The 25917-nt window shown below is 55.6% G+C and carries 28 protein-coding genes, 1 tRNA gene and 1 pseudogene; 15 read left to right on the top strand and 15 right to left on the bottom strand.

Annotated elements, in window-relative coordinates; all coding sequences use genetic code 11:
- Window positions 1-7 precede the first annotated feature (7 nt).
- Window positions 8-490, bottom strand: a complete 483-nt coding sequence (locus C167_RS0122845) for a hypothetical protein (RefSeq protein WP_017520630.1) — start codon at window positions 488-490, stop codon at window positions 8-10.
- A gap of 177 nt (window positions 491-667) precedes the next feature.
- On the opposite strand from C167_RS0122845, the gene C167_RS0122840 reads away from it, so the two are divergent.
- The 5 genes from C167_RS0122840 to C167_RS0122820 all read left to right on the top strand — a co-directional run bounded on the left by C167_RS0122840 (window position 668) and on the right by C167_RS0122820 (window position 2825).
- Window positions 668-1096, top strand: coding sequence for an anti-virulence regulator CigR family protein (locus tag C167_RS0122840; RefSeq protein ID WP_017520629.1), 429 nt, complete (start codon window positions 668-670; stop codon window positions 1094-1096).
- Window positions 1097-1206: 110 nt separating this feature from the next.
- Window positions 1207-1839 (top strand): GrpB family protein, encoded by a 633-nt coding sequence (locus C167_RS0122835; protein ID WP_017520628.1) that lies wholly within the window; start codon window positions 1207-1209, stop codon window positions 1837-1839.
- 55 nt (window positions 1840-1894) lie between these two features.
- Window positions 1895-2098, top strand: coding sequence for a hypothetical protein (locus tag C167_RS0122830; RefSeq protein WP_017520627.1), 204 nt, complete (start codon window positions 1895-1897; stop codon window positions 2096-2098).
- Window positions 2099-2177: 79 nt separating this feature from the next.
- A complete protein-coding gene (locus C167_RS0122825; RefSeq protein WP_017520626.1) occupies window positions 2178-2402 on the top strand; it encodes a DUF6434 domain-containing protein in 225 nt (74 codons plus the stop codon).
- Window positions 2403-2825, top strand: a complete 423-nt coding sequence (locus tag C167_RS0122820; RefSeq protein ID WP_017520625.1) for a hypothetical protein — start codon at window positions 2403-2405, stop codon at window positions 2823-2825.
- Here C167_RS0122820 and C167_RS0122815 read toward each other — a convergent pair.
- Together C167_RS0122815 and C167_RS32895 are read right to left on the bottom strand one after the other, a co-directional pair.
- Window positions 2787-3224: a hypothetical protein gene (locus tag C167_RS0122815; RefSeq protein ID WP_017520624.1), complete on the bottom strand. Its 438-nt coding sequence runs from the start codon at window positions 3222-3224 to the stop codon at window positions 2787-2789. The two genes, C167_RS0122820 and C167_RS0122815, sit on opposite strands and share 39 nt — an antisense overlap.
- Before the next feature lie 83 nt (window positions 3225-3307).
- A complete protein-coding gene (locus tag C167_RS32895) occupies window positions 3308-3730 on the bottom strand; it encodes an Arc family DNA-binding protein (protein ID WP_017520623.1) in 423 nt (140 codons plus the stop codon).
- Between the two features lie 103 nt (window positions 3731-3833).
- Here C167_RS32895 and C167_RS33930 point away from each other — a divergent pair, with 103 nt between their 5' ends.
- Both C167_RS33930 and C167_RS32890 read left to right on the top strand, forming a co-directional pair.
- Window positions 3834-4049, top strand: coding sequence for a hypothetical protein (locus C167_RS33930; protein WP_017520622.1), 216 nt, complete (start codon window positions 3834-3836; stop codon window positions 4047-4049).
- A gap of 54 nt (window positions 4050-4103) precedes the next feature.
- Complete coding sequence (locus C167_RS32890; RefSeq protein WP_017520621.1) at window positions 4104-4400, top strand: hypothetical protein; 297 nt, start codon at window positions 4104-4106, stop codon at window positions 4398-4400.
- Between the two features lie 8 nt (window positions 4401-4408).
- On the opposite strand, the gene C167_RS0122795 is transcribed toward C167_RS32890, so the two are convergent.
- The 6 genes from C167_RS0122795 to C167_RS0122765 all read right to left on the bottom strand — a co-directional run bounded on the left by C167_RS0122795 (window position 4409) and on the right by C167_RS0122765 (window position 8310).
- A tRNA-Sec gene (locus C167_RS0122795) sits at window positions 4409-4504 on the bottom strand.
- Between the two features lie 8 nt (window positions 4505-4512).
- A complete protein-coding gene (locus C167_RS0122790; RefSeq protein ID WP_017520620.1) occupies window positions 4513-5553 on the bottom strand; it encodes a tyrosine-type recombinase/integrase in 1041 nt (346 codons plus the stop codon).
- Window positions 5553-6848, bottom strand: coding sequence for a hypothetical protein (locus C167_RS0122785; protein ID WP_017520619.1), 1296 nt, complete (start codon window positions 6846-6848; stop codon window positions 5553-5555). The genes C167_RS0122790 and C167_RS0122785 overlap by 1 nt, the downstream gene beginning before the upstream one ends.
- Before the next feature lie 626 nt (window positions 6849-7474).
- Window positions 7475-7864: a hypothetical protein gene (locus tag C167_RS0122775; protein WP_017520617.1), complete on the bottom strand. Its 390-nt coding sequence runs from the start codon at window positions 7862-7864 to the stop codon at window positions 7475-7477.
- Complete coding sequence (locus tag C167_RS0122770; RefSeq protein WP_017520616.1) at window positions 7857-8072, bottom strand: hypothetical protein; 216 nt, start codon at window positions 8070-8072, stop codon at window positions 7857-7859. The genes C167_RS0122775 and C167_RS0122770 overlap by 8 nt, the downstream gene beginning before the upstream one ends.
- A 22-nt stretch (window positions 8073-8094) precedes the next feature.
- Window positions 8095-8310 (bottom strand): hypothetical protein, encoded by a 216-nt coding sequence (locus C167_RS0122765; protein WP_017520615.1) that lies wholly within the window; start codon window positions 8308-8310, stop codon window positions 8095-8097.
- A gap of 81 nt (window positions 8311-8391) precedes the next feature.
- On the opposite strand from C167_RS0122765, the gene C167_RS33920 reads away from it, so the two are divergent.
- The 3 genes from C167_RS33920 to C167_RS33915 all read left to right on the top strand — a co-directional run bounded on the left by C167_RS33920 (window position 8392) and on the right by C167_RS33915 (window position 12209).
- Window positions 8392-8712 carry a helix-turn-helix domain-containing protein gene (locus C167_RS33920; protein WP_416774247.1) on the top strand — a complete coding sequence of 107 codons (321 nt, stop codon included), beginning with the start codon at window positions 8392-8394 and terminating at the stop codon, window positions 8710-8712.
- Window positions 8713-9385: 673 nt separating this feature from the next.
- The gene (locus tag C167_RS0122760) at window positions 9386-11068 is read left to right on the top strand and encodes a hypothetical protein (RefSeq protein WP_026079226.1); all 1683 of its coding nucleotides are present in this window, start codon (window positions 9386-9388) and stop codon (window positions 11066-11068) included.
- A gap of 94 nt (window positions 11069-11162) precedes the next feature.
- On the top strand, window positions 11163-12209 hold the full coding sequence (locus C167_RS33915; protein ID WP_081596709.1) for a DUF4238 domain-containing protein: 1047 nt from the start codon (window positions 11163-11165) through the stop codon (window positions 12207-12209).
- Window positions 12210-12515: 306 nt separating this feature from the next.
- Here the strand turns inward: C167_RS33915 and C167_RS0122755 are convergent, their stop codons facing one another.
- Window positions 12516-14573: a hypothetical protein gene (locus tag C167_RS0122755; protein ID WP_026079225.1), complete on the bottom strand. Its 2058-nt coding sequence runs from the start codon at window positions 14571-14573 to the stop codon at window positions 12516-12518.
- 381 nt (window positions 14574-14954) lie between these two features.
- Between C167_RS0122755 and C167_RS0122750 the strand changes: the two genes are divergently transcribed.
- From C167_RS0122750 to C167_RS32885, 3 genes and pseudogenes are all read left to right on the top strand, one after another.
- Window positions 14955-15173 (top strand): carbon storage regulator, encoded by a 219-nt coding sequence (locus C167_RS0122750; protein ID WP_017520612.1) that lies wholly within the window; start codon window positions 14955-14957, stop codon window positions 15171-15173.
- A gap of 369 nt (window positions 15174-15542) precedes the next feature.
- Window positions 15543-16037 carry a hypothetical protein gene (locus C167_RS34620; RefSeq protein WP_157791869.1) on the top strand — a complete coding sequence of 165 codons (495 nt, stop codon included), beginning with the start codon at window positions 15543-15545 and terminating at the stop codon, window positions 16035-16037.
- A gap of 43 nt (window positions 16038-16080) precedes the next feature.
- Window positions 16081-16410 (top strand): annotated as a pseudogene (locus C167_RS32885) (integrase); the annotation flags it as partial.
- Between the two features lie 87 nt (window positions 16411-16497).
- On the opposite strand, the gene C167_RS34615 reads toward C167_RS32885, so the two are convergent.
- From C167_RS34615 to C167_RS34610, 4 genes are all read right to left on the bottom strand, one after another.
- Window positions 16498-17094, bottom strand: coding sequence for a hypothetical protein (locus C167_RS34615; RefSeq protein ID WP_157791868.1), 597 nt, complete (start codon window positions 17092-17094; stop codon window positions 16498-16500).
- An 8-nt stretch (window positions 17095-17102) separates the two neighbouring features.
- Window positions 17103-19826, bottom strand: a complete 2724-nt coding sequence (locus C167_RS0122735; RefSeq protein ID WP_017520611.1) for an RHS repeat-associated core domain-containing protein — start codon at window positions 19824-19826, stop codon at window positions 17103-17105.
- A 17-nt stretch (window positions 19827-19843) separates the two neighbouring features.
- A complete protein-coding gene (locus C167_RS0122730; protein ID WP_100227308.1) occupies window positions 19844-21526 on the bottom strand; it encodes a DUF6531 domain-containing protein in 1683 nt (560 codons plus the stop codon).
- Between the two features lie 356 nt (window positions 21527-21882).
- Window positions 21883-23277: a DUF6531 domain-containing protein gene (locus C167_RS34610; protein ID WP_235154351.1), complete on the bottom strand. Its 1395-nt coding sequence runs from the start codon at window positions 23275-23277 to the stop codon at window positions 21883-21885.
- Window positions 23278-23706: 429 nt separating this feature from the next.
- On the opposite strand from C167_RS34610, the gene C167_RS0122720 reads away from it, so the two are divergent.
- On the top strand, window positions 23707-24177 hold the full coding sequence (locus C167_RS0122720) for a hypothetical protein (RefSeq protein WP_017520608.1): 471 nt from the start codon (window positions 23707-23709) through the stop codon (window positions 24175-24177).
- Between the two features lie 64 nt (window positions 24178-24241).
- Entirely contained in the window at window positions 24242-25696 is a 1455-nt protein-coding gene (locus tag C167_RS0122715) for an alpha/beta hydrolase (protein ID WP_017520607.1), read from the top strand.
- Here the strand turns inward: C167_RS0122715 and C167_RS34605 are convergent.
- Window positions 25693-25911, bottom strand: a complete 219-nt coding sequence (locus C167_RS34605) for a hypothetical protein (protein ID WP_157791867.1) — start codon at window positions 25909-25911, stop codon at window positions 25693-25695. The genes C167_RS0122715 and C167_RS34605 overlap by 4 nt on opposite strands.
- Window positions 25912-25917 lie beyond the last annotated feature (6 nt).

Genomic DNA, 25917 nt, shown 5'->3' with positions numbered 1-25917 from the left:
GGATGGATCAGTCGTCGTTCTTCGTCGAATTGTCGCCGGCGTTGTCCAGGCCCTTGGTGTTGTGGGTGCCTCGAGTCGTGCCGGAAATCGCCGTCGCCTTGGACAGACCACGGGTGTCCTTGGAGTTCGCCACGGCAGAAGTCGTCTGGCCGTGGCCCTTGCTGTCGTTCTTCTCGCTGCCGTAATGGTTGCCACTCAGGCCATGATCGCGAGTGGCCTTGCCGGCGTGCTCGCCGCCGTCGTTGGCGCCGTTGCTGTTGCTGCCGTGATTGCCACCGGCGCCACCCTTGCCACCACCATGGCCACCACCGTTGCCGCCGGCATTGCCACCACCATGACCGCCGCCGTTACCGCCGCCATTGCCACCACCGCCACCGCCGCCGTTACCTTTGGCATACACCGAACCGATCGGCGAAAGATCAGCAGGCAGCAAGGCTGTCGTGCCGAGTGCGAATGCACAGGCTACTGCAACAACCAGGGACTTTTTCATCTTGTTATCGCCTCCATGGGCGGGGGTTGAGATTATCACTATGACTCGCTACAGCCCCCGTGGTTCGCGGCCTGCCGACGAAATGCCAGCACGCCGGTGCCAAAATGCCTGCTGCCGAAACGCCTGCAGCGGCTAAGCTGAGCGAAACGGCAGTTTTCCCTCGGAGGCTATACGGATATGTCCAGACCCAACCTGCTGCTCGCGGCCGCTCTCGGCCTGACCTTGGTAAGCGCCAGCCCCCTTTTGCTGGCCGATCCGGGCAAGAACAAGGGGCATGGTAACAGCGGCCAACACGGCAATCAGGGCAATCAGGGCAACAACTGGCAGGGCGGCGGCCCGAGCATCGATATCGGCGGCGTGCAGGTCATCCTCAATGACAACCGCAACTACTGGAACCCAGGCGCATCGCTGCCGCCGGGCATCCAGAAGAACCTCGCACGCGGCAAGCCACTGCCTCCCGGTATCGCCAAGAAGCTCGACGGCCGCCTGGTCGGCCGCCTGCCCCACTACGACGGCTACGAATGGCAACAGGCCGGCACCGACCTGCTGCTGGTGACCATCGCCACCGGCGTCATCTACGAAGTGCTGCATAACGTGCTGGATTGACCCTTCCTGACCTGTAGGAGCGGGTCGCTCCTACAGGTTTTACCTGGAACTCCGCCCTTGCGATCCCCCTCCAACCTTCGCCCCCATCGCCTTGCCGCTGGAGTTTCCGCATGACCCCGCAAACCCCCGAATTCGACGGCCAGCGCTGGAGCAACGCCGACGAAGACCGCGTCGAAGTCGTGACCGCCGATCCCCACTGGCCGCAGCGCTTTGCCGAAGAAGCCGAGGCCATCGCCCGGGCAGCCGACCTTCCCGGCCTGGGCATCGAACACATCGGCAGCACCGCCGTACCGGGGCTGGACGCCAAGCCGATCATCGACATCCTCCTGCTGCCGCCGCCGGGCAGCGACCCGCACCGCCTGATCGAACCGCTGCAGGGCCTGGGCTACCAGTACTGGGCCGAGAATCCCGACACTTCGCGGATGTTCTTCGTCAAAGGCATGCCGCCGCTGGGCAGAGGGCGCACCCACCACGTCCACGTCATGGACCTGAACGAAGCCTCGCGCCGTCTGCTGTTCCGCGACTGGCTGCGCGGCCACCCCGAAGACGCCCGGCTCTATGCGCGGGTGAAGCACGAAATGGCCCGGCGCTTCCCCACCGACCGCGACGCCTACACCGAGGGCAAGGACGAGGTGGTTGCGCAGATACTGGGACGTGCGCTCAACCCACCTGAACACCACCGCGACAGTTCGGGCGATGCGCCCCAGGGTGGTGAAATCCAGGGCCCGGACAGTCCGCGTTAATCCGCCGTTAATCCACCCGGCAGAAGCTCGGGGCTCACTCTCAGGAGGAAGTCCCATGCTCAAACTCTCCGTGGTCACCTTCGCCTGCGTCACCCTGGTCGGCTGTGCCGATGCCCCGCACTACAACCACTTCGGCGCCATCGAATCGCCTGTGCGCGAATCCTTCGGCGAAGACAACCTCGAACGTCAGCCCACCCGTGTGCGCCTGCAAAGCGACGACTACTCCGCGCAGCAACAGCGGATGATGTGGGGCCAGTGACGCCGCCCCTCGGCAGGCCGCGCCAGCGGCTGCCGATTGCGCTATAACGGGCGCTCCCCAAGCCACAGGAATGGACGCCATGGCCTTCGACTGGCCCAGCGACCCGATTACCCGGCAAACCCCGCTGGATGCCCACTACCGCAACACCCAGAACGTCCGCCGCTTCATGACCCAGCATTGCGGTGACGGCTTCCACTTCGACCGCGCCTTCATGGCCTGGGTACGCAGCGGCGCACCAGCGGACATGGGGGCGCTGGTGGATGAGTGGAAGCGCCGCGCCATGGACCATAGAAAGGCGCAGTGAATGCAACGACCGACATTCACTGCCGAACAGGTATGCAGTCGTACCGGCAAAGGGAAACAGGACAGGAACGTCCGCCAGTGGCTCATCAGCGTGCCCATTACCGAAAGGGTTGATTTCCTCAAGAAACTCTGGCCGCTGAACTACCGCTACGCTCTCGAGCTGTTCCAGGCCGCACAGCTTCCTGCCAATGAGAACAGGCAACTGGTCCGACATTGGCTCCGTACCGGTCACCACAATGCAGCCCAAGTTCTTATTCAGCGCGCCACGGCGGTCCTGGGGGAAAAGACGTTCTGGCGCATCGCTTCTGAGGAGACGCTGACTCCTGCCATGCGAGAATTTCTGAACTACTCCGGCGGCAGCCAATTGGACCCAATGTGCGCGGTCTCAACGGTTCCCAGCGTTGACTCCAGCTCCCAGCCATAGTGTGAAGCTGCCATCGGGAATCGGCATCGCCTGTCGCACCACGCTATAGCGCATCGGCAGCACACCGCCGGTGCTGACCTTCAAGTGATCCGCCAGCGCCAGCACCTCCTCGAAGGAAGCCTCCGGCAGGTACTTGTTGAAGGAATAGCTGTGGCGGCCGATCAGCACCTGCAGCGCATAGACGTCCTGCCCGACCGGATCGTAGGCCAGCAGGCCTTGCAACTCGATGCCCACCGGCAGCCGGAACAGCGCCCTCACCAGCAGCAACGACACACCGGGCAGCACCTCCGCTGCCGTCGCCAGCGGCACCAGAAAGGCATCCTCGCGAACGCCTTCCTGCCAGCGCCACAGGTCGCTCAGTTCCAGATGCTCTTCGGTGAAGTGATCCAGCCTGACCATGGCTTGTCTCGACCTTTCGGGAATGCCTGCCCCAATTCACGAATGGGGTGTTTGATGGTTCTGCACCCACGGGACGGCCTGCCTCAGAAGCGGATCAAAATCGCCGAAGCCCCATCCCATGCAACCTCGTATCCCTCAGCTTCAAGCTCCTGGGTTAACGGCAGGGCCAGCTCTGAACGCTCTTTTTCCGTCAGCCCTTCTGCCAGCGAGAGATCGTGAAGAGAAACACTGGCCACGCTATGTCCCAATGACACGGCTCGATTTATCGCGCTGATAGCTCGATTCCTGATGATCGTTGGAAGCCCTTCACGAGCAAGCGCCATCAGCTCCCGAGCCCTCGCAGCGGAAACCAACGAGTCGCCGGGAGTTGTAGTGAGGAAGCTCGCTTCCAGCCGGGCAACCAGTTCTGCGTTTAAAGATCGCCCAGAAGCGAGCGCAGCCTGATCGACCTGCGAGCGCAGCTCAATCGGCATCCGAAGTTTGAATTGGGGGTCATCTCTGCTCATCGCCGGATGATGGACCACGGTGGTCTTGACAACAATGGAACCACCGTGATCCCATCAAAATCAAACGGATCACGGTGGTCCACAAAGACCTCCGGAGAGCCTCATGGAACCGGATCACAACCACTCCAACGCACCTCCGAACATTCGCCAGGACCTGGAAACCATCGAGCACTGGTCGGAACGAAACGGTATCGATTTTCAGCTCGCCCTGGCGTGGGCAGTGAATGGTCAACTACCCACTGTGCGCATTGGTGATCGACGCATGATCAACAGCACTCTCCTGAGGCGCTGGCTACTGACACAGAAATGGACCAGTTGAAGTTCGGCAATTTCACACACTGAAAACCAGCGACTTGCTCTTAGGAGAGTCGACATGACCCGATATGGATCGGAAAACCCCGTATCCCTGCTCGGCCAATACGCCTTGGTATCCACCACCTGCGACGCCGACCCGACTCCGGAACTGCACTGCATCCAGATCGTCGGTGTTGTGCCTCCGCTGGATCAGATCATCAGCCGCCCGTACTTCCTGGTCATGGACCAGATGCTTCGCCGGCCTTATCCACAGGAGATGTTCTGGCACAACATCCAGTCGCTGAAGGTGCTCGCTCCGGAAGAAGTGGGAGCCAGCAAGGACCTGATTCCCCAGGACGGGATCATGATCTGCTGAAGGAGAGTTGGCGGAAGGCAGTGAGAGTCGAACTCACCCAGGAACGGCTGCCGTCCCCCACCGGGTTTGAAGCCCGGCCACGCCACCGGGCGTGATTGCCTTCCATATTGATTTACAAGGCTTTTTCTCCAGCTTCCGTGACCGACTCCGGTGGGGTGTCGAAGAAGTGTCGAAAATCTCTGCTGGGACCGAACGCTAGCACGTCCTGCATGTGCCCTGGAGCGAGGTGCGCATAGCGCATGGTCATCGCCAGGGTCGAATGGCCGAGTATCTTTTGCAGGGACAGGATGTTGCCACCGTTCGCCATGAAGTGGCTAGCGAAGGTATGTCGCAGGACATGTGCTTTCTGACCTGGCGGTAACTCTAGACCAGCCTTGGTGACAGCTTCATCAAACGCATTGCGACAGTTGGTGAACGGTCCGAAGCGTTTGAAGTGGTCGAGGATCCGGCTCTCCAGTTCGGGTGAAATCGGTATCGACCGTCTGCGCTTGGATTTGGTGTTGATGAAGTGCACGGCCGCCCCCTTCACCCTGGATGGCACCAGCCCCTGCGCCTCTCCCCATCGGCAACCCGTGGCAAGGCAAATGGCTGATATCAGCTCGACGTGGACGTGCGGCATCTGGCGCAACGTGTCGAACAACACCGCGATCTGGTCATGATCCAGATAGGCCAACTCATTCTCTTGCAGCTTCAGCGGCTTCAGAGTGGCCAGTGGGTTCGGGTAATCCACCTCACCAAACTGGATCAGGCAATTGAACATCGCGCGCAGGTACGACAGTTCATTGTTGAGAGTCTTTCGGCTGTAACCATCGGCAAGGCGCTTGGCTCGATACTCCGCAAACCGAATGGCCGTGAAGGCCCGCCCAATAGGGTTCTTGAGCCGTTCGATCATTCGCCGCATCAGCAGCTCGCGCCCGTCGTAATCACTTAGCGCATGACCATGCAGAACGCCCCAGCGATTGAGCAATTCCAACAACCGGCGTTGATCCTTCGGAGTGGGGTTCCAACCAGGGCTATCGATGCACTTCTGACGCACTGTAGCCTCGAAGGGCTGAGCCTCTCCTTTGGTGCTAAACCGCTTCCGAAAGCGCTTACCCTTGATCGGCTCGACATCGACGAACCAGCGGCCATCGGGGAGCTTGGTGATGCTCATCAGATGGCGTATCCCCGTCTCAAGTACCGATCATTGATCAACCCGCAGATGTGCTTTTCGAGGTCGCGAGTGCTGTAGCCCTTGGCCGTGTAGTGGTCCTCAATCACATGCCAAAAAGGGAGCGTTCTCCCGACCTCAAGTGCCTTTTTTGAGGGGATGCGCTCCCGCGCGATCAGGCTGGCGAACTGGCCCAGGAACATCTCGCAGTTCTTGCCGGAGAAGCCCTGTGCGGTCTTGTAGTAGCGGCGATACTCGGTGCGCTCAATCAGCGGATCGGCCTCTACCTGGACCTTGGTATCCAAGGTGATCAGCGACCAGAACGGGTCGTACCACTTCGGGTCTTTCAGCAGAAGGCGGAAGCTGTCGCAGGCGTACTCCCACAGGCCTTGCAGGTGCGGGCATAGGCCGGCATAGGTGCGGCAGCCGATCACCTCTCCAGAGGACAATTTGGAGCCTTCGGAGAACTGCTGGACTATCGAGTGATGGAAGCGGAACTCGATACGCCACACCGTTTCCTCTGGGTTGTAGGCGGGTTCCCCATCACCGAAGGGATCGCCATTCAGTGACGCCCATACGTTGCTCCAGTAATCGAGCTTGTCGGTGGCGCGCGCCTGGAGCGTCTTGTTGTAGATGCAGAGCTGCATGCCGTTGGCCGAGCCGAACATGAAGGTCTCACCACGCCCATACACCGAGGCGTTGCCATGGAACTCGATACGGTCGATGCCGCTGATCTGCCGCACGCGAGTGGAACGACAGCGCATGCGCTCTACGATGTCCGCAGACGGCGTCCAGCCCTGCACATCCAGCGCGAGATGCACGGCGCACTGGTTCGTTTCGCAGTGAGCGAGCACGGCACTAGCCAGGTCATCGAGCATGCCTTGCAGGATCGCAGGATCAGCACCATCCAGGGCGTGTGGGGACACCTCGATCTTGAGGTGCGGCCCGATGTTCTCCAGCTTCACGTTGTGATTCTTGATCAGCAGGATGAGGCCCGTGTCGGCGTTCTGCAGGCGATACTGGTAGCCAGAGTCGCGCCCTACCCTGCCCTTGACCCACTGATAGCCAGCGAACTCCACGATGTCTTCCGGCTCATCGAACAGCGCCATCACTTCGAGACGGATCATGCCGTTGTACAGCTGGCGGACCGTATCCACGCCACAGCGCAGCAGGCGCACGCCGGACAGATCAGTGAACTTGGCCAGCTTGTCGTCGAAGAACAGGCGCCCCTCGGGCGACTCGTAAATCTCGCCAGCGGACTTAACCGTGACACGGACTTGATGCTTTGGCTTGGTCATTGAAGTGCTCCAAATAGCTACGTAATGAAACAGTGATCAGTGGGTTATCCGACGTGTTACAGGGGCGTCGGCCGCGCCTTCGGCCTACCGCTCGTGCCTTGCGCTCCCGGCCGGCGTCGCGGCCCACGCCCGGCTCATGCTCCTCAGTAAGGAAACGCCACCGCAGGCGAGGAAGAACCCAGGGCCGCGAGCGCGCCCAGCAGGTAGGCCAGCGCCACCAGCACAAGGTCATAAGTCCAATCGGGTAGTTGCATCTGGCTGCCTCCTTTGCCTTTTCGCAGGCGTGAGTTGGCCCGGCACGGATAAACAGGCGCGCTCGCCAGTTCATCTGCGCTATTGAGGTTTTGCAGTGGGATATGGGTATTGAATCAAACAGCCGGCGGCGCGACCAATTGTTTGATTTGATGGCTAGAAGCCCGGTCTAGACGTATTGGAACGAATAGTGACGGAACGACATTCAAGGTCAGAAGCAGACGTTCCGAGCCATCAATTCCGTTGATGGCTGACGCCACCAACACACCAAGGGCGCTGCCCTTGTCATCCCGCTCTTGCCGCCGAGGGCTCGGGAGCGCGGGGCGGAGAAGCTGCCCCACACTCACCGGCCGAGGCTGATGAGGAGCACGCGTTCAAGGGTTCGCTCCGCCCGTGCTTCCGTTCGCCGGAACGGTGGGGCTGTTCCGACGAGCCGGGAGCGCGGCCCTTGAGCGCGAGTCGTCAGGGTGGGTGACACGACCCAGTACGTTGCCGGAACCGTGCCGGTCGCGGTACCGCATCACCCGAATCGTGCGGATGTTTTCCCAGAAGGCTTCATCCGCGAATGCTTTGTCTGCGCCGAGCTTCAGAGTGAGGAAGTGCGGACCGCCGCGAAGGCCCTCCGCAGGGAGAACGACACCGACAACGCGGACCCAACGCCAGATGGGTTCAGGTTCCTCGTCCCACACCATTTCCATCAGTACAGTCTGCCCCAGGTAGCGCACTGCGCTCTGAGCATCCAGGGTGATGGGAGAGTTAGTCATCGCCGTAACCCCCTGCTCTGAAGATGGTTTTGCCGCGATCCATATCGTCGCGGAAACGGGCGAGGTTGATCATGCGGAAACTCCCCATCTGGATGCTGGGGACTGTGCCGTCTTCCGCCCACTGGTCCGCTTCGTCGTATGTCACGCCACACATCTCCGCGAAGAGGGCGATGCCGCACAGGTCCAGATTCCATTTCTCCTTGCTCACAGTCGCTCTCCCATTCCGTCGTTCATGCCGTCCACTCCTGTTCCAGCAGCCAAGCGCGGAGCAATGCGCTGTTCACTACGCGCAGCTTGCCGAGCTTCACCGAAGGCAGGACGCCTCGATATACCCACGCTCGGGCAATGCCGTAGCTGATGCCGTTTCGGTCAGCCCACTTCTCGATGCGCTCCAAATCTTGCTGCGGCCCTACCAGGGCGCTGGGGCTCAGCTCTTCCAGTTCCATGCTCGTTCCGTCACTATTCGTTCCAATAAAGCGATTCGTCGTTACGCAATCCAAATCGGATCGACTCAAGGCGGATAGTGAATGGATTTATCCATTTTGGATAGATCACTTATAGATCATTTGATTATGATAAAGGCTCGCGTTATAGAGATTCTGAAAAGCTCTGGCATTCGTTTGCCTGAGCTTGAGGCGCGCACAGGAATCAGCCGCTACACGTGGAATAATCTGAAGAACCCAGCGCGTAATCGAGAAATCAAAGAAGAAGAAATCTTAGCGATTGCTGAGGTTTACCCCCAATATCGTTGGTGGTTAATTACCGGGGAAGTGATGCCGGAGGTAGGACAAACCAGCCCGGATTACGATCAAGCCCATTCAAAATTGCCCAATCAAAACGCGGGATAGCGATCACTAAAAAAATAGCACTGCGCTGGTACGCCCAACGGATGGGAGGCAAGAATTGAGGGCCGATAGAGACGACGCACCGGTATACCTCCGACAAAAGGGCTGGCTGTACGCTGCCAGGAAGTGGATGGTTCCCGCTTTCGCAAGCACCGCTGTTGTATTTGGCATCTTATATTTAACCAGCTCATTACTTCTCCCCAGTGCATTAAATGGCACAGCGAATCGACAGCCGCACCAAAGTCCACCTCTCGCCCAGATTAGCCAACCAGCTTCGAAAAATGGTCAAGACAAGTGGGACCGACTAGTTGAAGAGCGGTTTCGCCAAGACAATCCTCCAGCTGCAATATGGGCTACAACCAAATCCGCCCCCCCCTCCGTTCCGAAGCAAACCGACTACCACGACCAAAACTACGTTCCGCGGGGAGTAGATAATGTAGTTCCACTGCATCCTTATCCACTCCCCCAAGAGCCTACAAATCCATCCGAGCCACAGCGCACCAGAATCACAATCGTCGGCGAGAATCGAAGTTTGAAGGATAGAATCTGCTGGCCTTATAAAGAAGGAAGCGTAGAGCGTCGAAATTGTAAGTCCTGGGTAGGCTTGAACCATCGAGATCGAAATTAACTTTCAGACATTATTTTCGAATAGCAAACTGAAAATGGAGAATTTCAAATGACTGAAGAAAATATGGATGAACAACAAGCATACGAAAAGAGGCTTCGTCGAAGACTGAAAATTCTTCAAGAACAATTTAAAGCTGGAAAAGTGCATATCGCTGAAGGGCTAGCTGTAGAGGATAGCCTACTAGCTGTTCGAACAGGTCCTGATGGGGAGATTGATCTCAACACAGTCGATGGACTTGTAAGATCAATGGCTCTCGCCGTAACTGCCATGCACGATCGAGAAGAGCTAAAAAAAGAGGCATCGCTACGCGAAATACAAGAGATGTATTTCAGATTCATCGAGGAAAACTTTGGGCATTTCTTCAAAATAATGATCCAGAAGAACCTGTCCCCTCACGATGTTGGTAAGGCAGTATCGAACACCGAAGCAGCCACCCAAGAAATCACCGGAAATCTAGATCAATTCCTTAATGTGATAGATCAGTTCTGGGAAGGCGTCGGCGAAATTGCGCACATACATGCAGAAGATATGCATGGCAATATCAAAGGAGTTTTTGGAGGCGATTTATTTCCCTCCCACAAAGAGAACATTGCTTCAAAATGTGGAATTTATACAGACACAATCATCCTCCCCGACCCTTTTTTAAGATCAAACCACATATTCCAACACTACAGCCAAGCAGATAAGGCTTACTACCTAGTAAAACACGCAATGAATCTGCTGCAGTATAAAGACCTCGTTTGCGCTGACACAGAAACACCTATAGTTATAGTATTACCTGACCTCTCCATGCTACAAGAGGAGGAACACAAGTTCTTCCAAACACTAGGAAAGGAAGACTCACTAATACATTCGGGAAGATTATTTGGCCGAAACTTCGAGTCATTCGAAGAGTTGCTGGATTTCTGTAACAGCCTAGACACCATAGAAAGAGCAGTAGCTGAGATAGCTGACAAGACTAGAGTCTTATTCGATACCGACTGGGATGATGACGTCGCATCGCAAATAGAGCGAGCAATGAAAAGCGACCATATGAAGCCACTCGGCCAAATAACACCTGGTTTTGCCCTAGCAACACAATCAGTAGGAAGAATGTCCGTCAGCAATGAAATTCTAATTAAGGCTCGCCGCTTAAATGGGACTCCTATAATTGATGCACCAACGTCCTGGCAGTATTTAGTTTGGAAAATGGAGTATGACGCAAACAGAGCAGAGTCCGCACTAAAATCGCAAGACCTTCATATCATCAAAGGGTTATCTGAACTTGCTCGCAGCGATATGGAATGGATAGGAAACATCCCGCCTGACGCTTTAATTGAAATTCGTCGTCAGGGAGCAATGGACGAGATTCGAGAAATACTGGGAAGCGGGATAACTGAAATCATCGAGTCCAATCCTAAGAATTTCCATAGAAGCAAGGACAGAATATTCGACAACATCGAACTAGCTTTCAAAGAGCACCAGAAGAAAATAAATGAGCTAAGAGGAAAGAACTGGAAATTTGCTGGAAAGGATATAGGCTCATGGCTTGTAGTCGGCTCTCTTGAGGTCGCAGCAGCTGTGACTGGTCTTCCTGTATGGGGTATGGCAACTATTGCTGCCGATCAGCTCCTAGACGTTCCAAAGCTCAAGGACATCCCAAAATCAATTCGCGAATTAGCGGACGAAAACAACAGGGTAAAAAAATCCCCTGTCGGAATGCTATTTAATATACGAAAAAAAATCCATTAACCTCTTTAAGAATTCTAGGACAATAGCATATAAGACAGAACTTCAACGCTCACTGTTATTCATAGCAAAACATCAGACCCGGACATGATTAACCATGCAATTTAGGAAGGACAACCACTACATTCCACAGCTTTATCTTAAACAGTGGGCAACCAATGGAAAAATTCCAACTTATCGACTGCTGGTCCCAAACGAAAATTACCCAAAATGGAAAACACACTCTTTAAAGAGTATCTGTTTCCATCAGCATCTCTACACTTATATCGCAACGCAAGGTGAGACAGACGAACTAGAGCGCTGGCTTGATCGCGATTTCGAGTCGCCTGCTGCTGACGCGATAGACCGAGTAGTGCGAGAGCTGCCGCTGACACCGGAGCACTGGAAAAACCTGGTGCGCTTTGCCGTAGCTCAAGATGTGCGCACTCCTGCACGTATGAAAGAGTTCATAAAACGACAGGAAGATACCTTGCCCGACCTACTCAACGACACCGTAGAAAAGTCAGTAAGTCGTCTCGAGAGAGCAGTGAGAGAGAATCGGCCATTGCCACAGACAAAGCAAGTGGCAATAAATGACTTTCCAGCACGAGTTATGGTAGAGCGACAACCAGACGGTAGCGGGAGGGTTCGGGCAGAAACGTTCATTGGCCGCCAGATGTGGCTCTGGAACATAAAACACATTTTATCGAGTACATTGAAGAAGTTGCCAAAGCATAAATGGACTATTCTTCATGCGCCTCGGGGCTACACTTGGCCTACCTCTGACAACCCCCTAATCCGGCTTAATTATTATGGAGAGGGAAGCTACGACTTTCGCGGGGGATGGGGTGTTGAGGATGGTGAGATTTTATTACCACTCAGCCCCAAACATCTACTCTACACCAGGATGGGGCGGCGCCCACCATATAGGGGATTTGAGCTAGACGCTGTATCCGCCCAACAGATCCGGAGAATGATCATTGACCATGCAGATCGCTACATATTTTCGGTGAACGAAGGCGATATAGCGGAGGTGAGACCTAGAACTGTATGTGCAAACACTTTCAAGCGCGAACAAGAAGTTTGGCGTAATTGGCATCGAGATCAATCTGCCGTAGAGCCAGATCTAATACGTACGACCTCGAACGGCGAGGCGGACAGATAATTGAATATGAACTCCGAGCACGGCGAATACGCATGAGAGACGACAACTCCATACTCTATTTCCTCCGCTCCTAAACATATAGCAGCGCACAGAAACAACGTTCTGAGTGCATGTCCGTTGATGGCTATCAATAGACGGTGGAGCTGTTGTCTCAAATCGGCCGTGGCTGGCATTCCGCTATAGGTTGTCGGCAGCTTGAATATACCTACGCATCAACAGAAGTCGCTCACAGGTGCTATAGGTTGCCTAGACACCGATGATGACCGGCGAAAGTTCCCCGCTCTGAGAATCGCTAGCCAATAGAACTCAAAAGTTTTTCCGAAGCCTACCTTCGGCGATCTCCTCCAAGACCTGGATATAACGTTCTGGCGTTACTTTAGGAATTTCAAGTACAGCCATGTAAAGAGGAGGTAAATCTTTTCCTGGAATATCGTGCCTTTGGGAGACCTGGGTTATTAGAGCATTGTACAACTTGATAAGCGTGGGGCAGGCAGCGTATTTAGGAAACTCTCGAACAGCCTCTTCTAAAGAGCCGTACAAGGGGATGCTATATCTATTTCCGGTGTTTTCTTCCACACTTCCGAAAAATCGTCCTTCTGCATCCTTGAGAAAGTGCTTGAGCAAATGAATGTCCAGTACGGGCACCCCATTCCGAGGGTAGCCCGCGTGAAATTGCCCATTTACGATCACAAGGGGTAGCACCGTAAGACCTTCGCGCCCAGCGAGTGACGGGTAGTACTCCATGCAAAACTCTTGCAGGCGCTCGCGAACTCTATCTGCTTTTCTACTGGCCTGGGCGACTTTATTTTCTATACCATTTTTATCAAATATATCGTTGTGGTAATCCAATGCAGTGATGGGCGCGCGGCGACTCCTAAGCTCAGCGATAACAATCAAGTTACCGAAAGCGAATGTTAAGTCGATTTGCTCAAAGCTCTTGGGTTCGTGCTTGAACTTTATACCCCCTGTCCAGCTGAGGTACTCTGCTAGGATAGGGTTATTTGATCGGCACTCCTTTAAGACATTTTCGATATCACGCTCAAACAAATCCCCACGGCGCTTGGAGTCTCTGTCAATACGATTAAGCCAAGTATCGAAATTACGACTTATGCTAGCGGTCAGCAGAGCACTTATTGGGAAACATACATGTTCATCGAGCACCAGTAGGGGCTGAGTCCAAAGATCGTGCTGATGGCTGCTAGCCCCATAGGAGAGCATCTTGATAATTTTCATCACGTCGTCAGAAATCATATTCGCACAGCGCGCTAGGTGCTCGACCAGTTCGTCCAATCGGAACCTCGGAGCAAAGGCGAGTAACTCGCTCCACTCCACCGGCTTAGGATTGGGTCCGGTAGCCTCTTTCACTTGGGCAGCAAGAACTACCAGATGAAACCAGACTTTCAATACATTGCGCATCTCTTGGTCTTTGGCGTCGGTGGATGCCGAGTCCAAGATGGGGTGCAAGTGTTGATCGATCATGTAATGCGGCGCGGCGCGATGGTAGAAAGCCGACCACTGTACCTGCTCCGACAGCTCCCCCCACGGAACGCTAGACAAGCTGCTACCTGGGCCCTGATAGTGCAGGTAATGATTAGGGGCCAGTAGTGTTTCAAAGACCAAACGCACGTTTCTCATATCTCGAATGATCTGCATTGCGTTTGTACTATTGTGGTGGTCCCGGCGATATTCGGAAACAGCCTTGAGCAGATGCGGATCCGGTGTGGTCGAGGCTAAAACCATGCCCTGTGGGTGCGGGAAAAACTGAGCTTCACCATAGAGCAACGCCTGCCAGATGCGCGAGAAGTTGTGATAGAGCTGCGCCATTGAGCTTTCATTCAGAAGGAACGAAAGCTTGTCCATTTGATGAGGACGATCTTCAGGAAAGAGCCGGTCGAGGTCACCCTGGGGCTGAAGCAATTCCCAAAAAGGCCCGCACAAGCTGTCCAGTCGATACATATTCAAAGCATTGGGATCGATCTCAACTCCGCCATAAGTCAGGGTGGACTTAAGAGCCAGGAACTGCTCCATCGACGCATCGGGCTGCCCGGCTATGATTTCCATCTGCTCAGAGGCCATCTGGTGGAATGCGTGATTAGCGGCCCCCAGATGCGCCTGGATCAGTTCGTTCGCACTCAACGGGTTGTCACGACAGAAAGTGAATTGCTGACGTGTTTTTTCTACGCGCTGAAAGTGGTCATTGAGCCAGGCAACACCATTGAGGAATCCGCGCTCATCGCTTCCCTGGCCCCTAGTCCATTCATATGCCTGAATCCAGCTCGATAACTTGAACTCCTTCAACATAGCAGGATGAGGGAGTTGCTTATCTCGAGCTTTTTTCAGCAGTGTGCTTGGGGATTGGTTCATGGCGAGAGCTCGCTGCCTGGATTGTTTGAATTGGCCTATAACCCGACTGAGGGGACGCTTGAATTAGAAGACAGCAGACACCTGTCGAAAATGTGTCGAAATCAATGGCACGAAAAGCTACGGAGTGAGACGCCCGAACGGCGAAAACAGAGGCATTGGAACGTATAGCAACGCACCAAAGCACCGATTTAGAGGGTTTGAAGCCCGGCCACGCCACCGGGCGTGATTGCCTTCCCTGGACAGAAGCCAGCTGCGCGAGCGCAGCGGCGAAAGCGGGAGCCAGGATGTTGCCACTATTGCCGTGACGGATGCCAGCGCGGTGATGCCGCAGCAGCCGATGAAACAGCCAGTCCCCACCATCCACCGAGCACGGGAGTCCCCATGGGCAACCTGTTGTTGAGCCGCAATATCCTTGAAGCCATCCATCTCTTCGCCGACCCGGAGTGCTCCGACGAAGAACTCATCCGCCAACTTCGCAGCCAAAAGCTGGTGATCAGAATCGGCGGAGTCTGGGAGAAACAAGTGAGACTTGTCATCGCCGCGCCGCCTTGTATTCGAGTTTTGCGCGAGGAACTGCTGCCGGCCGATGCGCATCAGTAACGCCGCGCTAAGAGCCCGTCATCCTTTAGGATCGAGTGCACTCCCAAGGTATCCACCTTCGACGAGGGCTTCTTTTCCCTGTCGAATACAAAGGTCCAGACAAGAACAGAACTAGCTTTCCATCCGCGAAAACCCGCTCACCGAGTACATCGCGATGCTCCGGAGTCGTAATTTCAAGAGTTCTACTCCCCCTGTCCGGAAGGTCCACCTAACCCCTAAGCGGTCTGCCGCCTCAGGCTGCTACCGACCCAAAGCTGACTGTCCAGTCGAATGACGCTCCACCAGTACCGATGCGTCAGGGTGGCGCCATGTCTATGCTCAAAGCCGTCTTAAGCTAATAGCAATCGTTATCCAGGAAGGAAACGAGTCATGAAGAGCCTTACAAATCTGATACCCAGACTTGGTGTGCTGTTTGCTCTATGCACCGCTGCGATTTCTTGTGTGGGGCTCCCTGGAAGTGGAGGTGTTGAGTGGAAAGAGGAAGTCCTTTTTCCCGATGGCCGGCGCATGGTCGTCGAAAGAAGCCAGGTAAGAGGCGGGAGACATGCGGTTGGGCAGGAACTTCCTGTAAAAAGTCAAAAGATACAGTTCGTGATGCCGGATAAAAATGAAGATATTACATGGAAGAGCGACTACTCAGAGGCCGCAGGGCAAGTGGCCCTAAGGCCGATAGGGGTTTATATTGTAGAGAAAATTCCTTACATAGTGGCAACAGGGACAAGCTGTGGTTCATATAATGAATGGAAGAGACCAAATCCCCTCGTACGTGACTTTCAAATACGGCAAGAACGGATGGATGAATACTTCCATATCAGACCTTCCTGCCAACATAGAAAGCCCAAATCTAATATTGGCTACATATGAGAGTCGCGATTCCAATATAAAGATAAAATGTGGAGGACATATCATGGCCACACTCACATCGAAAGCTCGCGAACCTTGGAACAAGGGCAAACTGGTCGGTCAAAAAGCACCGCTGCGACTTCGGGACATTTGGGCTATCAGAGTGCGACTTAAGATCGCAAACAAGGATCGTGATCTGGCACTGTTCAACCTTGCCATCGACAGCAAGCTTCGAGCCTGCGATTTAACGAAGCTGCGCATCAGGGACATAGCCATGGTGACCACGTTTCGACGCGCGCGATCGTGATGCAACAGAAGACCCAGCGCACGGTGCAGCTCGAAATCACCGCTCAGACGAGAGCATCAGTCGAAGCTTGGATCCGTGCAGCTCGCCGTCGCAACGACGATTTGCCGTGGCCAGAGATCGCCGGAAGGATGAAGCCCGGGCTCACCCGGGCTTGGTTCGAAAAGTTAAGAGGCCTCAAAAAAGACTTTCAGAAAAGTTTGGCTGAGTTAGCATGATAAGAATGCAGAACATATCAAGACCAACCTCGTCTGATTGTTTAACGTCTGAGCCAGGTGGCGTGTTGGGGTCTTTAACGACATTTCCGCCTTTGTCCATGATGCCGCTGTAATATGGAGGCAGGGGCGACCATCTTATGGTTTTGTGATATTCGTTAAGTTTCGCCCCCTCCAACTGCCACTTCGAGCCATCTAGCCCATTTTCCCCTGCATATTCAGGAAGACGCCAAAATTGAGAGGATGCTTCAAATCTTTTCAGGTTGGAAACTTGTCCAGGATTGAGTTTATAATTTTTCTCCACTCCAGATGAGTTTTCACGAACGTTTAGGTAAGACTCATAATTACCGTTATTTAGTATTAAGGTGAAGGTTGAAAATTTTTTGCTTTCGCCTTCAATTCGACGCAGCATGTAAACTCTTGCACCTTCTGGCTGGTTCTTAAGTATATTCAGGATGTGGGTATTCTCTCCATGTTTCTCCTCAGTGTCTGCAGAAGCAGTTTGAAGTGATAAGGCAAGCAGTACCATGAATGGAATGGTGAATTTAACTATTTTCATTGCTTTTCCTATGGAAGGCTACGGCCATTTCGAGTCCCATGAAATCCCTTGTTAGCGGACTGTGGCTGGTAAATGTAGATCTTACCGTCGTGAGTTACTACAGAAATAGGGGTTCTGCGATTTTCTGAAAGTTCCCTATCTGCATCTGAAGGTGGAGTATTATTTGGGTGGTTGTGTGCATGTTGGTATGGAGGATATTCGGGGCCCATTGGTTTTTGAACTCTGACACTGTCTGGGCTAAAGTCGGTTGTAGGTTCTGTATAAGCCCAAAATGTATAGCAGTCTTCCTTGAGCTTGTAAATGTATGCGGTCCACTCAAATCCTGTAGCAATGCCTCGGGCACGAAGATCAATGTGCATTTCTTGTTCGGCAATACTGTAAGTTTCATATGGAGTGTTAGGTTCAAGACCGTAGATGTCTATTTTCCTTAATGGATTTCCTTCGACATATCCATAAGTGTTTAGACCACCCCTAAGCCCGACAGGATCACCTTCCGCGTACCGTCCAATTTCTGGATCATAGTCCCTGAAGTAGTTGTAATGCAGCCCACTCTCCCCATCAAAATACTGTCCCGGGAACCGCAGATTCAGCACCGTCTGCAACCCGCTCCCGTGCGGATCCTGATTCGGCGCGCCATTGCCAAAGGCATCCGACTGCCACTGCCAGACGATCTGCTGCGTCGCTGAGGTTGCCAAGCGCGGCGTGTTCAGGTGGTCGCTGTGCAGGTAGATCACCCGTGGTGAGTTGTTGCCCTGGGTCTCCACGCTGGCCAGCGGCATGCTGTCGAGCCAGAGGTACGCCTGGCGGCGCTGCTGAATGCCGGCACTGTTGTAGTCGGTCTCCGCCAGCAATTGGTCGTCCGGTCCGTACAGGTAGGTGGTGAAGCCTTGGCCGGTGAGCTTGGCGATACGCTGGCCGAGGCTGTTGTAGCGATACTCTGCCACCTGCTGGCCGTTGATCTTCACGTTGGCCAGGCGGTTCTGCGCGTCGTAGCCGAGCAGTCGGCTGGCGCGGTCTTGGGTAAGGTTGCCAGCGGCGTCAGCAGTGACTGTTTGCCCGTCGATGGCAGTCAGGCGATTACTGGCGCTGGCGTACTGATAAGTGGTGGTCGCCGTGGTGCCGTTCTCGGTGACTTGCCGCTGCGTGCGGTTGTCCACCGCGTCATAGCTGTAGCTGCCCTGCTTGCCGGTGGCGTTCTCACTGGTCAGGCGGTCCAGTGCGTCGTAGCCGTAGTTCAGCGTGCCCCAGAGGTTGTTCGCCAGTTCGGTGATGTTGCCGTTGGCGTCGCGTTGGTAGTCGTTGCGCCACGGGCCGACATCCTGGCGGGTGAGTTGATAGTCCTGGTCGTAGGTGCGGCTCAGTTGGATACCATTGGCCCAGGTCAGTTGCTGCAGCGGGCCGAAGGGTAGGTAGCTGATGCCGCTGGCAAGGTTGCTAGCGCTGCCGCCTTCGAGAGCCAGGGTCACACTGCCGACCTGGCCGCCGGAATTGCGCGGATAACCCACCTGCACAGCGCCCGGATACCCGATGCCCACCAGTTGGTCTGCAGAGTCGTACTGGAAGGTCACGGTGTCTGCCAGCGTCTGGCCGTTGATGCTCAGGCTGCGTGCCTGCTCGATCAAATTGCCGCGAGCGTCATAGCGATAGGCGAGGGTGCCGCTGCCGTCCTGGATCGCGGTCAAGCGGCCGATACCAGCGTTGCCACCCGCTGTGGCGTCGTAGCTGTAGGTGGCGTCCAGTGCCGGTGTGGCCGGATAGTGACGGGCTGTCAGTCGGTTCAGCGCGTCGTAGCTGAAGGTCACGACTACACCACGAGCATCTGTCTGTTTGGCGATGTTGCCGGCGGCATCGTACTCGAAGGTGCTGGTGCCGCTGTCCGGGCTGATCAGCTTGATCAGGTTACCCAGGCCGTCATATTCGTAGCGCGTGGTGACGCCGCGCGGATCCTGCACCTTGGTCAGGTTGTCCTGTGCGTCGTAGCCCAGTTGGGTGACGCCATTCAGGGCGTCGGTCTGGCTGACCATTCGATCCAGAGCATCGAAGCTGCTGGAGCTGCTGAACTGGCGCGGGTTGGTATGACCAGTAGGGTTGTCGTTCAGGTCGTACTGGTAATGATCGGTTTGCGCGCTGGCACCGACCGAACGCAGCAGGCGGCCCAGTTCGTCGTAGACCCAGCTTTGTTGCTGCTTCAGCGTGCCGGTGGCGTCTTTCAGGCGCTGCGCAGTGCGCTTGCCGGCCACGTCGACGTCATACTCCACACGCTCGCCAAGGTTGTTGGTGATCGCGGTCAGTCGACGTGCCGGGTCGTAGGTGTATTGCAGCCAGCTACCGTCAGCTCGGGTGATCTTGGTCAGCTGCCCGACCGCGTCGTGCTCGAAGCTGGTGGTGCTGCCAGCGGTGGTGATGCTCGCGAGCTTGGGATCGACGCCGCTGTAGGTCAGGGTGCTGACTACTCCGTTGGCATCGGTGATGGTGCCGGGGTTGCCACGATCATCGTAATTACCCAGCAGGGTTTCCTGCCCAAGGGCGTTGGTGACCTTGGTGACGTTGCCCTTGGCGTCGTAGGTGTAGTGGGTGACGTCCTGCACGTCAGTACGTGGGCCGTCGGCTGTTTCGATCAGTCCCTGAGCGGTATAGGTGTAGTTCCAGCTACGCTCTGCCGCTGTCGCGGACATAGCGATGCCGCAGGCAAGGGCGAGCGCGCCCAGCCTGTACATGAGATGTACCTGCATGATGACTTCCTTGGTATTTAGCGGGGGGTGACGATCTGGCTGGTCTGCCGGCCTTGGGCGTCGTACTGGTAGGTGGTGATGCGATCGGGTTCGGTGACTTTGGTTTTCAGGAACAGCGTTGGGTGCCACTCGGTGGTGACGATGCGAGCCTGAGGGGTGCCGGAGGCTTCGGTGCGACTGGTTTCTAGGCCGCGGTCGTTATAGTCGTATGTAGTGAGGTTTCCCTTGGCGTCGGTTCTCGTCTTTAGCAGGCCTCGGGCATCGTACGTAAATGTGGAATTGCTATTGGGGCAGTTGGGCGTGGGCTCGCCGTCGATAGAGGAGATGAGCCTCACTCCCCTGATGGTCTGAAAGCTGTACTTCGTGACCCTGCCAAATTCATTGGTCACCGCCACAGAGCCATCGTTGTCATACTTTATCGTCACCCGGTCAGCGCCGTTTGTATGCTCGCTGGAAGTCGGGCGCCCCTGGTCATCGTAGCCCCAGGTCGAAAACCTCACGCCACGCTCATCTGTGACACCACTCAGCAATGCATTGTTGTTGGTGTACTCGTAGTGATATATGCGCTGGCTGCTTTTTCCCGACGCGCTTCGGGTAACAGATAGCAAGCGCTTTTCAGAATCATATGTGTAGGTGAACGTTACGCCAGAAGCGGTGAGCGTCAGAGGCTGATGTGCCGCATCCTCCGTGAACGAAAGGGTGTTCCCGAGGTTGTCGGTAACTGTGACTTTCGTTCCCGAATAAGCCAATTGCTGGATGGCCCCTTGAGGTGTAGACCATTTGGTCAGCCGGCCGGTGCTGTTGAAGGTAAAACGTTCATTGCTGGTTGAGAGAAACTCCCAGCCTGTTCCGCTCTTCGTCAATACACCAAGATCCTTTGAAGCAGAAGTAACTATGCTGCCACTGACGGAAAAGAACAGTTCGCGCCCGTCTGCCATCGTAAGACGTACATCATTCTGGGAAAAGCTAAGGTAGGTGGAGTGATTATGCCTCCATAGCCCATCCAAGCTGTTGTATGTGCGCGCAAACTGAAGAGATCCATGGGGGAATGTGTAGTCCACTTCTCTTTGGGATTTGTTACCGATGGAGAAGTTAACCGGGTTCCCTGCATAGGATTCGGGCTCCAATTGACCCGGTGTAGAGCAGGAATTGGAAGGCGGACCTTTCTGCTCCATACCTGTTCTGGGTATGGCCACAACTGCGTCGATGTCCGCGCCGGCATAGGGTGCTCCGCTTTGTACTGGTGGCAGATCGATAAGCTTCACATACTTGTAGTAAGTCTCGGTGTTGGCATTGGTGGGCTGGTCGATATCGAGGCTGTTGGCGGAAATGGTCGACCCCACGAGAATCCAATCAGCACCGTTCTGGCTGATGTAAACGTCGACGGGTTCTCCCTGCTCGCCGATCTCAACGACCCTAATGTCTGGAAAAGCCTCCCCAGATGCTGCAATACCAGGTTCAGCCAGCTTCAGGATAAGCGTCCCGCCATTGCCGAGTGACACGTATTCAGGTGCGCCGCCAACCTTGTAATCAGGAGCTCCCAGTGCGTTGGCGGGGTTTGCGTATTCACCAGTGGTATTTGGACCTGGAGAAAAGCTGACGATGGATGTTGCATATATCCAACCAGGAGTCTGAGCTGCCGGTACGGAGAGGGAGTAGAGCACGGCAAGTGCTACTACTGTATAGGATAAATTGCGCATAGAATGTCCTTGTTCTTGTTGGATATGAGAGGTCTTCGCTTCAAGTGCAGCCGTAACGATTTAGATGTAACTCCAATAATGTTTACCCGCTTAGCGAATAAAGTGATGCCTTAGACAGAGGCGAGTACGCCCTGCCTGTATATGTATTTACCTGTATGATGACTTTCTTGGCGTTAGCGAGGCGTGACGGTTTGGCCGGTCTGGCGGCCCTGGGCGTCATACTGGTAGTCGGTGATGCGGTCCGGTTCGGTGACCTTGGTTTTCAGGAACAGCGTTGGGTGCCACTCGGTGGTGACGGTGCGAGCCTGCGGAGTGCCGGAGGCTTCGGTGCGGCTGGTTTCAAGACCGCGGTCGTTTTAGTCGTAGGTGGTAACGTTGCCTTTGGCGTCGGTACGGGTCTTCAGCAGGCCTTGGGCGTTGTAGGTGAAGCTCGAATTACTGTATGGGCAATTTGGCGAGGCTTCGCCTTCAATAGAAGTGACGCGCTTAACTCCTTGTATCGCCTGGAAGCGGAGCTTGGTTGTCTTTCCGTATTCATTCTTAACGGTGGTGCTGCCATCTGCGTTGTAGGTGACTTCACCCCGCTCGGTACCGCCAGCATGCTCGCTGGAGATCGCCCGTCCTTGGCTGTCATACCCCCAAGTGGCAATACGTACGTTGTTGCCATCGCTGATGCCAGTTAGCAGCGTAAGCTTATTAGCTGCTTCATAATGATATTGTCGTACGTCTGTCTGGGACAAAACAGTGCGATTTACTTTGCTGAGCCGTTTGAATCCGTTGTACTCATAGGTGATGGAGGTGTTACCCGATATCACAGTGAGAGGTTGGTGGTGATAATCCTCAGTAAAAGTTAGCCTTTCCCCCAGCGTGCTCTCGGCTGTGATCTGATCGGCCGAGTAGGTCAGGCTGTAGCCATAGCTACCTCCGTCAGACCAGCTTATTAGTTTGCCAGTAGCGTCAAAGCTGTATTTTTCATTTGTCGATTTCGTGTAAATCCAAAGTTCGCCGATTTTAGTCAGCTCGCCAAGCTCGGTCGGAAGTTTTGTGAGTGAACTCCCTTCAATGGTGAAAAGTGATTCGCGGCCGTCCGATTGCACCACTACAACCGATGTAGCGTTGATTCGTAGGTGGCTGGAGTAGTTGTGTGTCCAGTAGCCATCTTTGCTGTTGTAGGTTCTGTAGAAGTTCAGTCTCGATTTGCCGGTGGCTTTGAGATCGAATTCAGTTTGATGTTTGTTTCCGTTGGCGGCATTGATCGGATTGAGCACACTTGGGCTGGGGCCTGCGCTGCCACTACAGTTTGTTGCTTCTGCGTTGCCCTTATCCTCGCCCATGGCACAGCCGCCTACGGTGGTGTCGTAAGAACGCCCATCTGGGCAGGAGTTGCCAGTACGCCCCAGCGCATAAAGTACAGACGACGTAGAGGGGTGTGGTGCGTTAACGCTAGCTAATTTTACTCTGCAATCTGCTGCAGTAGGTTTCGTGAATTTGACCTCATATCCTATTACTCTCCATGCTATTTCCTTGGAGTTATACCTATACGCATCTGCAATGGCAGCACAATTAGAGTCAGCGTCAGGGTATGGGACACTGACTAATTGGATGTTTCCGCTATTGGCGATGAGTATTGTTGAAGTATAGGATTGCCAGTAGTAGTCCGCGCTCTGCGCAGTTGGAATTAACGTCGCAGTGAATAGAGCTGCTGTAGAGAATCCGGTTTTCAATATGGTGTTAAATTTAAGTGTATTCATGGATGAGGATCTCCATGGTCGGTTCAGTTTTGTTTTCCTTCACCTGGAAAAGGAGCAAAAAAAATCCCAGCTAATTAGCTGGGATTATGTGTGCGCACCTTTGGAAGGTTATGTACTTTTTAACCCTTGTTTCCTACGAAATAAAGAGCTTTGGTCCTATGCACTGAAATGTCGGGGTGACGCACGGTAATGAACATCAATGCAGGGGAAATGCTTCTGATGCGGGCGATGGTCGTGTGGAGCAAAAAAGGAACAGGCTTATTGTTCACACGCTGCAGTGGGCACCGGGTCACTCGATGAACCCCACACAGCGCGACAATGTCACCATGGCCAAACACTATCTCAATGCCCTTTATTGGCCAGGTAAAGACGGCAAATTGTCGGTCCGTGCTCTAACCTCGCTAGCAGTCTCCCAGGGAGCACCACGGCATGAAGCCCACTCTACCCATCCTCGAAATTTCTCCTCACCAGTGTATTGGTCCGATCTGTCTCGGCGACACGCGAGCCATGGCGCGGGATGCGCTGGCCGCGGTTGGTTTCCCGCTGGAGTCGTACAACGGGCCGACGGATTACTTCTGTCAGGCCGCGATCCAGACCGAGTGCGACGAACAGGGGTTCATCTGGTTCATCGGCCTGTCCCAGAGTGAGCGTTACCTTGCCCGCTACCGGGGCGTGGATGTGTTTGCGCTGCCGGCCGGCGAGTTGTTTTCACTGATCGCCTCGGCGGACGGCTCCGGCGCACACGAGTTCAACGACAGCGAATACCTGTTTCCGGGGCAGATCATCACGCTGTGGGGCGCGGACGAGCAGTACGACCGGCAAGGCAACGAGACGCGTCCGGTCTGGGCTCAAGTGGGTATCGGCAACGCCCGTTATGTCGAGGCAGTCTCGGCTCTTTGATCCACAGGCGAACTTTGTGGCGCCGGGGCTCTATGCTTGTCCCGCACGCTGACAAGGGAATTCCATGCTGAACGCAAAACTCACCAGGGCGCTACTCTGGCTGGTCATTGTCATTCTCGCCATCGCCGTGCTGGCGTTGGGGCTGCGGGTCGCCGCGCTGCGCAACATTCCACCGCTGGAGCCCTGGCATACCTGGGTGCCCGAGGACCTGCACAGCGACGCCATCGACCGCACCGACTGGGCCGGCTACCTGGCCGCCGAGGACCGGTTGATGCAAGCCATGCGCAAGGAAATGGCGGCCAGCCTGCAACCCTTCGAGCGCGTCGCCTACAACCGCTACTTCGACCAGAGCCAGGTCTACCCCGGCCACTTCTCCACCGACTGGAATCGCTCCTACGAGATGCGCCCGGCCGGTGACGTGCGCGGCGCGGCGGTGCTGCTGCACGGGCTGACCGATTCGCCCTACAGCCTGCGCCACCTGGGCGAGCACCTGCGGCAGCGGGGCTTCGTGGTGATCGCGATCCGCATGCCGGGCCACGGCACTGTGCCGGCCGGGCTCACCGATGCGGACTGGGAAGACTGGATGGCCGCCACCCGGCTGGCTGTACGCGAGGCCACCGCGCAACTGCCCAAGGGTGCACCGCTGCTGATGGTGGGCTTTTCCAACGGCGGCGCGCTGGCGATGAAGTACAGCCTGGATGCACTGGGCGATACGAGCCTGACGATGCCGAAACAGCTGGTGCTGATCTCGCCGATGATCGGCGTCACCCGCTATGCGCAATTCGCCGGCCTGGCGGGTCTTCCGGCGCTGCTGCCGGCCTTCGCCAAGGCAGCCTGGCTGAGCGTGCTGCCGGAGTTCAACCCGTTCAAGTACAACTCCTTCCCCATCGCGGCGGCGCGCCAGACGGTGGAGCTGACGGACGCCGTGCAGGCCAGCCTGGAGAGCGCAAGCCGCAGCGGCAGCCTCGCTCGCCTGCCGCCTGTCCTCACCTTCCAGTCCCTTGCCGACAGCACCGTCAGCACCCCGGCGGTGATCAGCAACCTCTACGACCGACTACCGGCCAACGGCAGCGAACTGGTGCTGTTCGACCTCAATCGCTCGCTGAATTACGGCCCGCTGCTGCGCCCGGAAATGGCCACGCTCGGCGATCGTCTGCTGCCGGAGCGCGAGCGCAACTACGACCTGACGGTGATCTCCAACAGTCCGCAGAGCAGCCAGACCGCCGCGCTGCATACGCCGGCCCACAGCCAGCAGCAGGAGAGCCAGCCGCTGGCAGCCAGCTATCCGCCGGACCTGTTCTCCCTTTCCCACGTGGCGCTGCCCTTTCCGCCCACCGACGCGCTCTATGGGCAGTACCCGAACAGCCTGGAAGACTACGGCATCCGCCTGGGCACACTGACGCCCCGCGGCGAGCGCGGCGTACTGATCGTCGGGCTGGACCTCTTCCAGCGGGTGACCTCCAACCCGTTCTACGACTACCTCGTGCAACGGGTCGATCAGGTATTACCAGAGCGTTAGCGCTTGCCCAGATCCAGCACGACGGCGATCAGGGTGATGGCGATGAACAGCAGAATCAGCCAGGAACTCATTGGACCCACTCCCCGGTAGTGAACAGGGCTATCGAGGGACGTGGGGGCGGGGAGTTCAGAAAATTTCTTGAGTGGTGCGACGGGTCGGGCGACAGCGAAGCTCCGGCCAAGTGATGTGCTGTCGCCAGCGATGCCATTCAGCACCGCCGT

The sequence above is a fragment of the Pseudomonas nitroreducens TX1 genome (assembly GCF_000313755.1).
Lineage (GTDB): Bacteria > Pseudomonadota > Gammaproteobacteria > Pseudomonadales > Pseudomonadaceae > Pseudomonas > Pseudomonas nitroreducens_A.
Note: the sequence above shows the minus strand (reverse complement) of the source record. Positions and strands in the feature narration are given on the sequence as shown.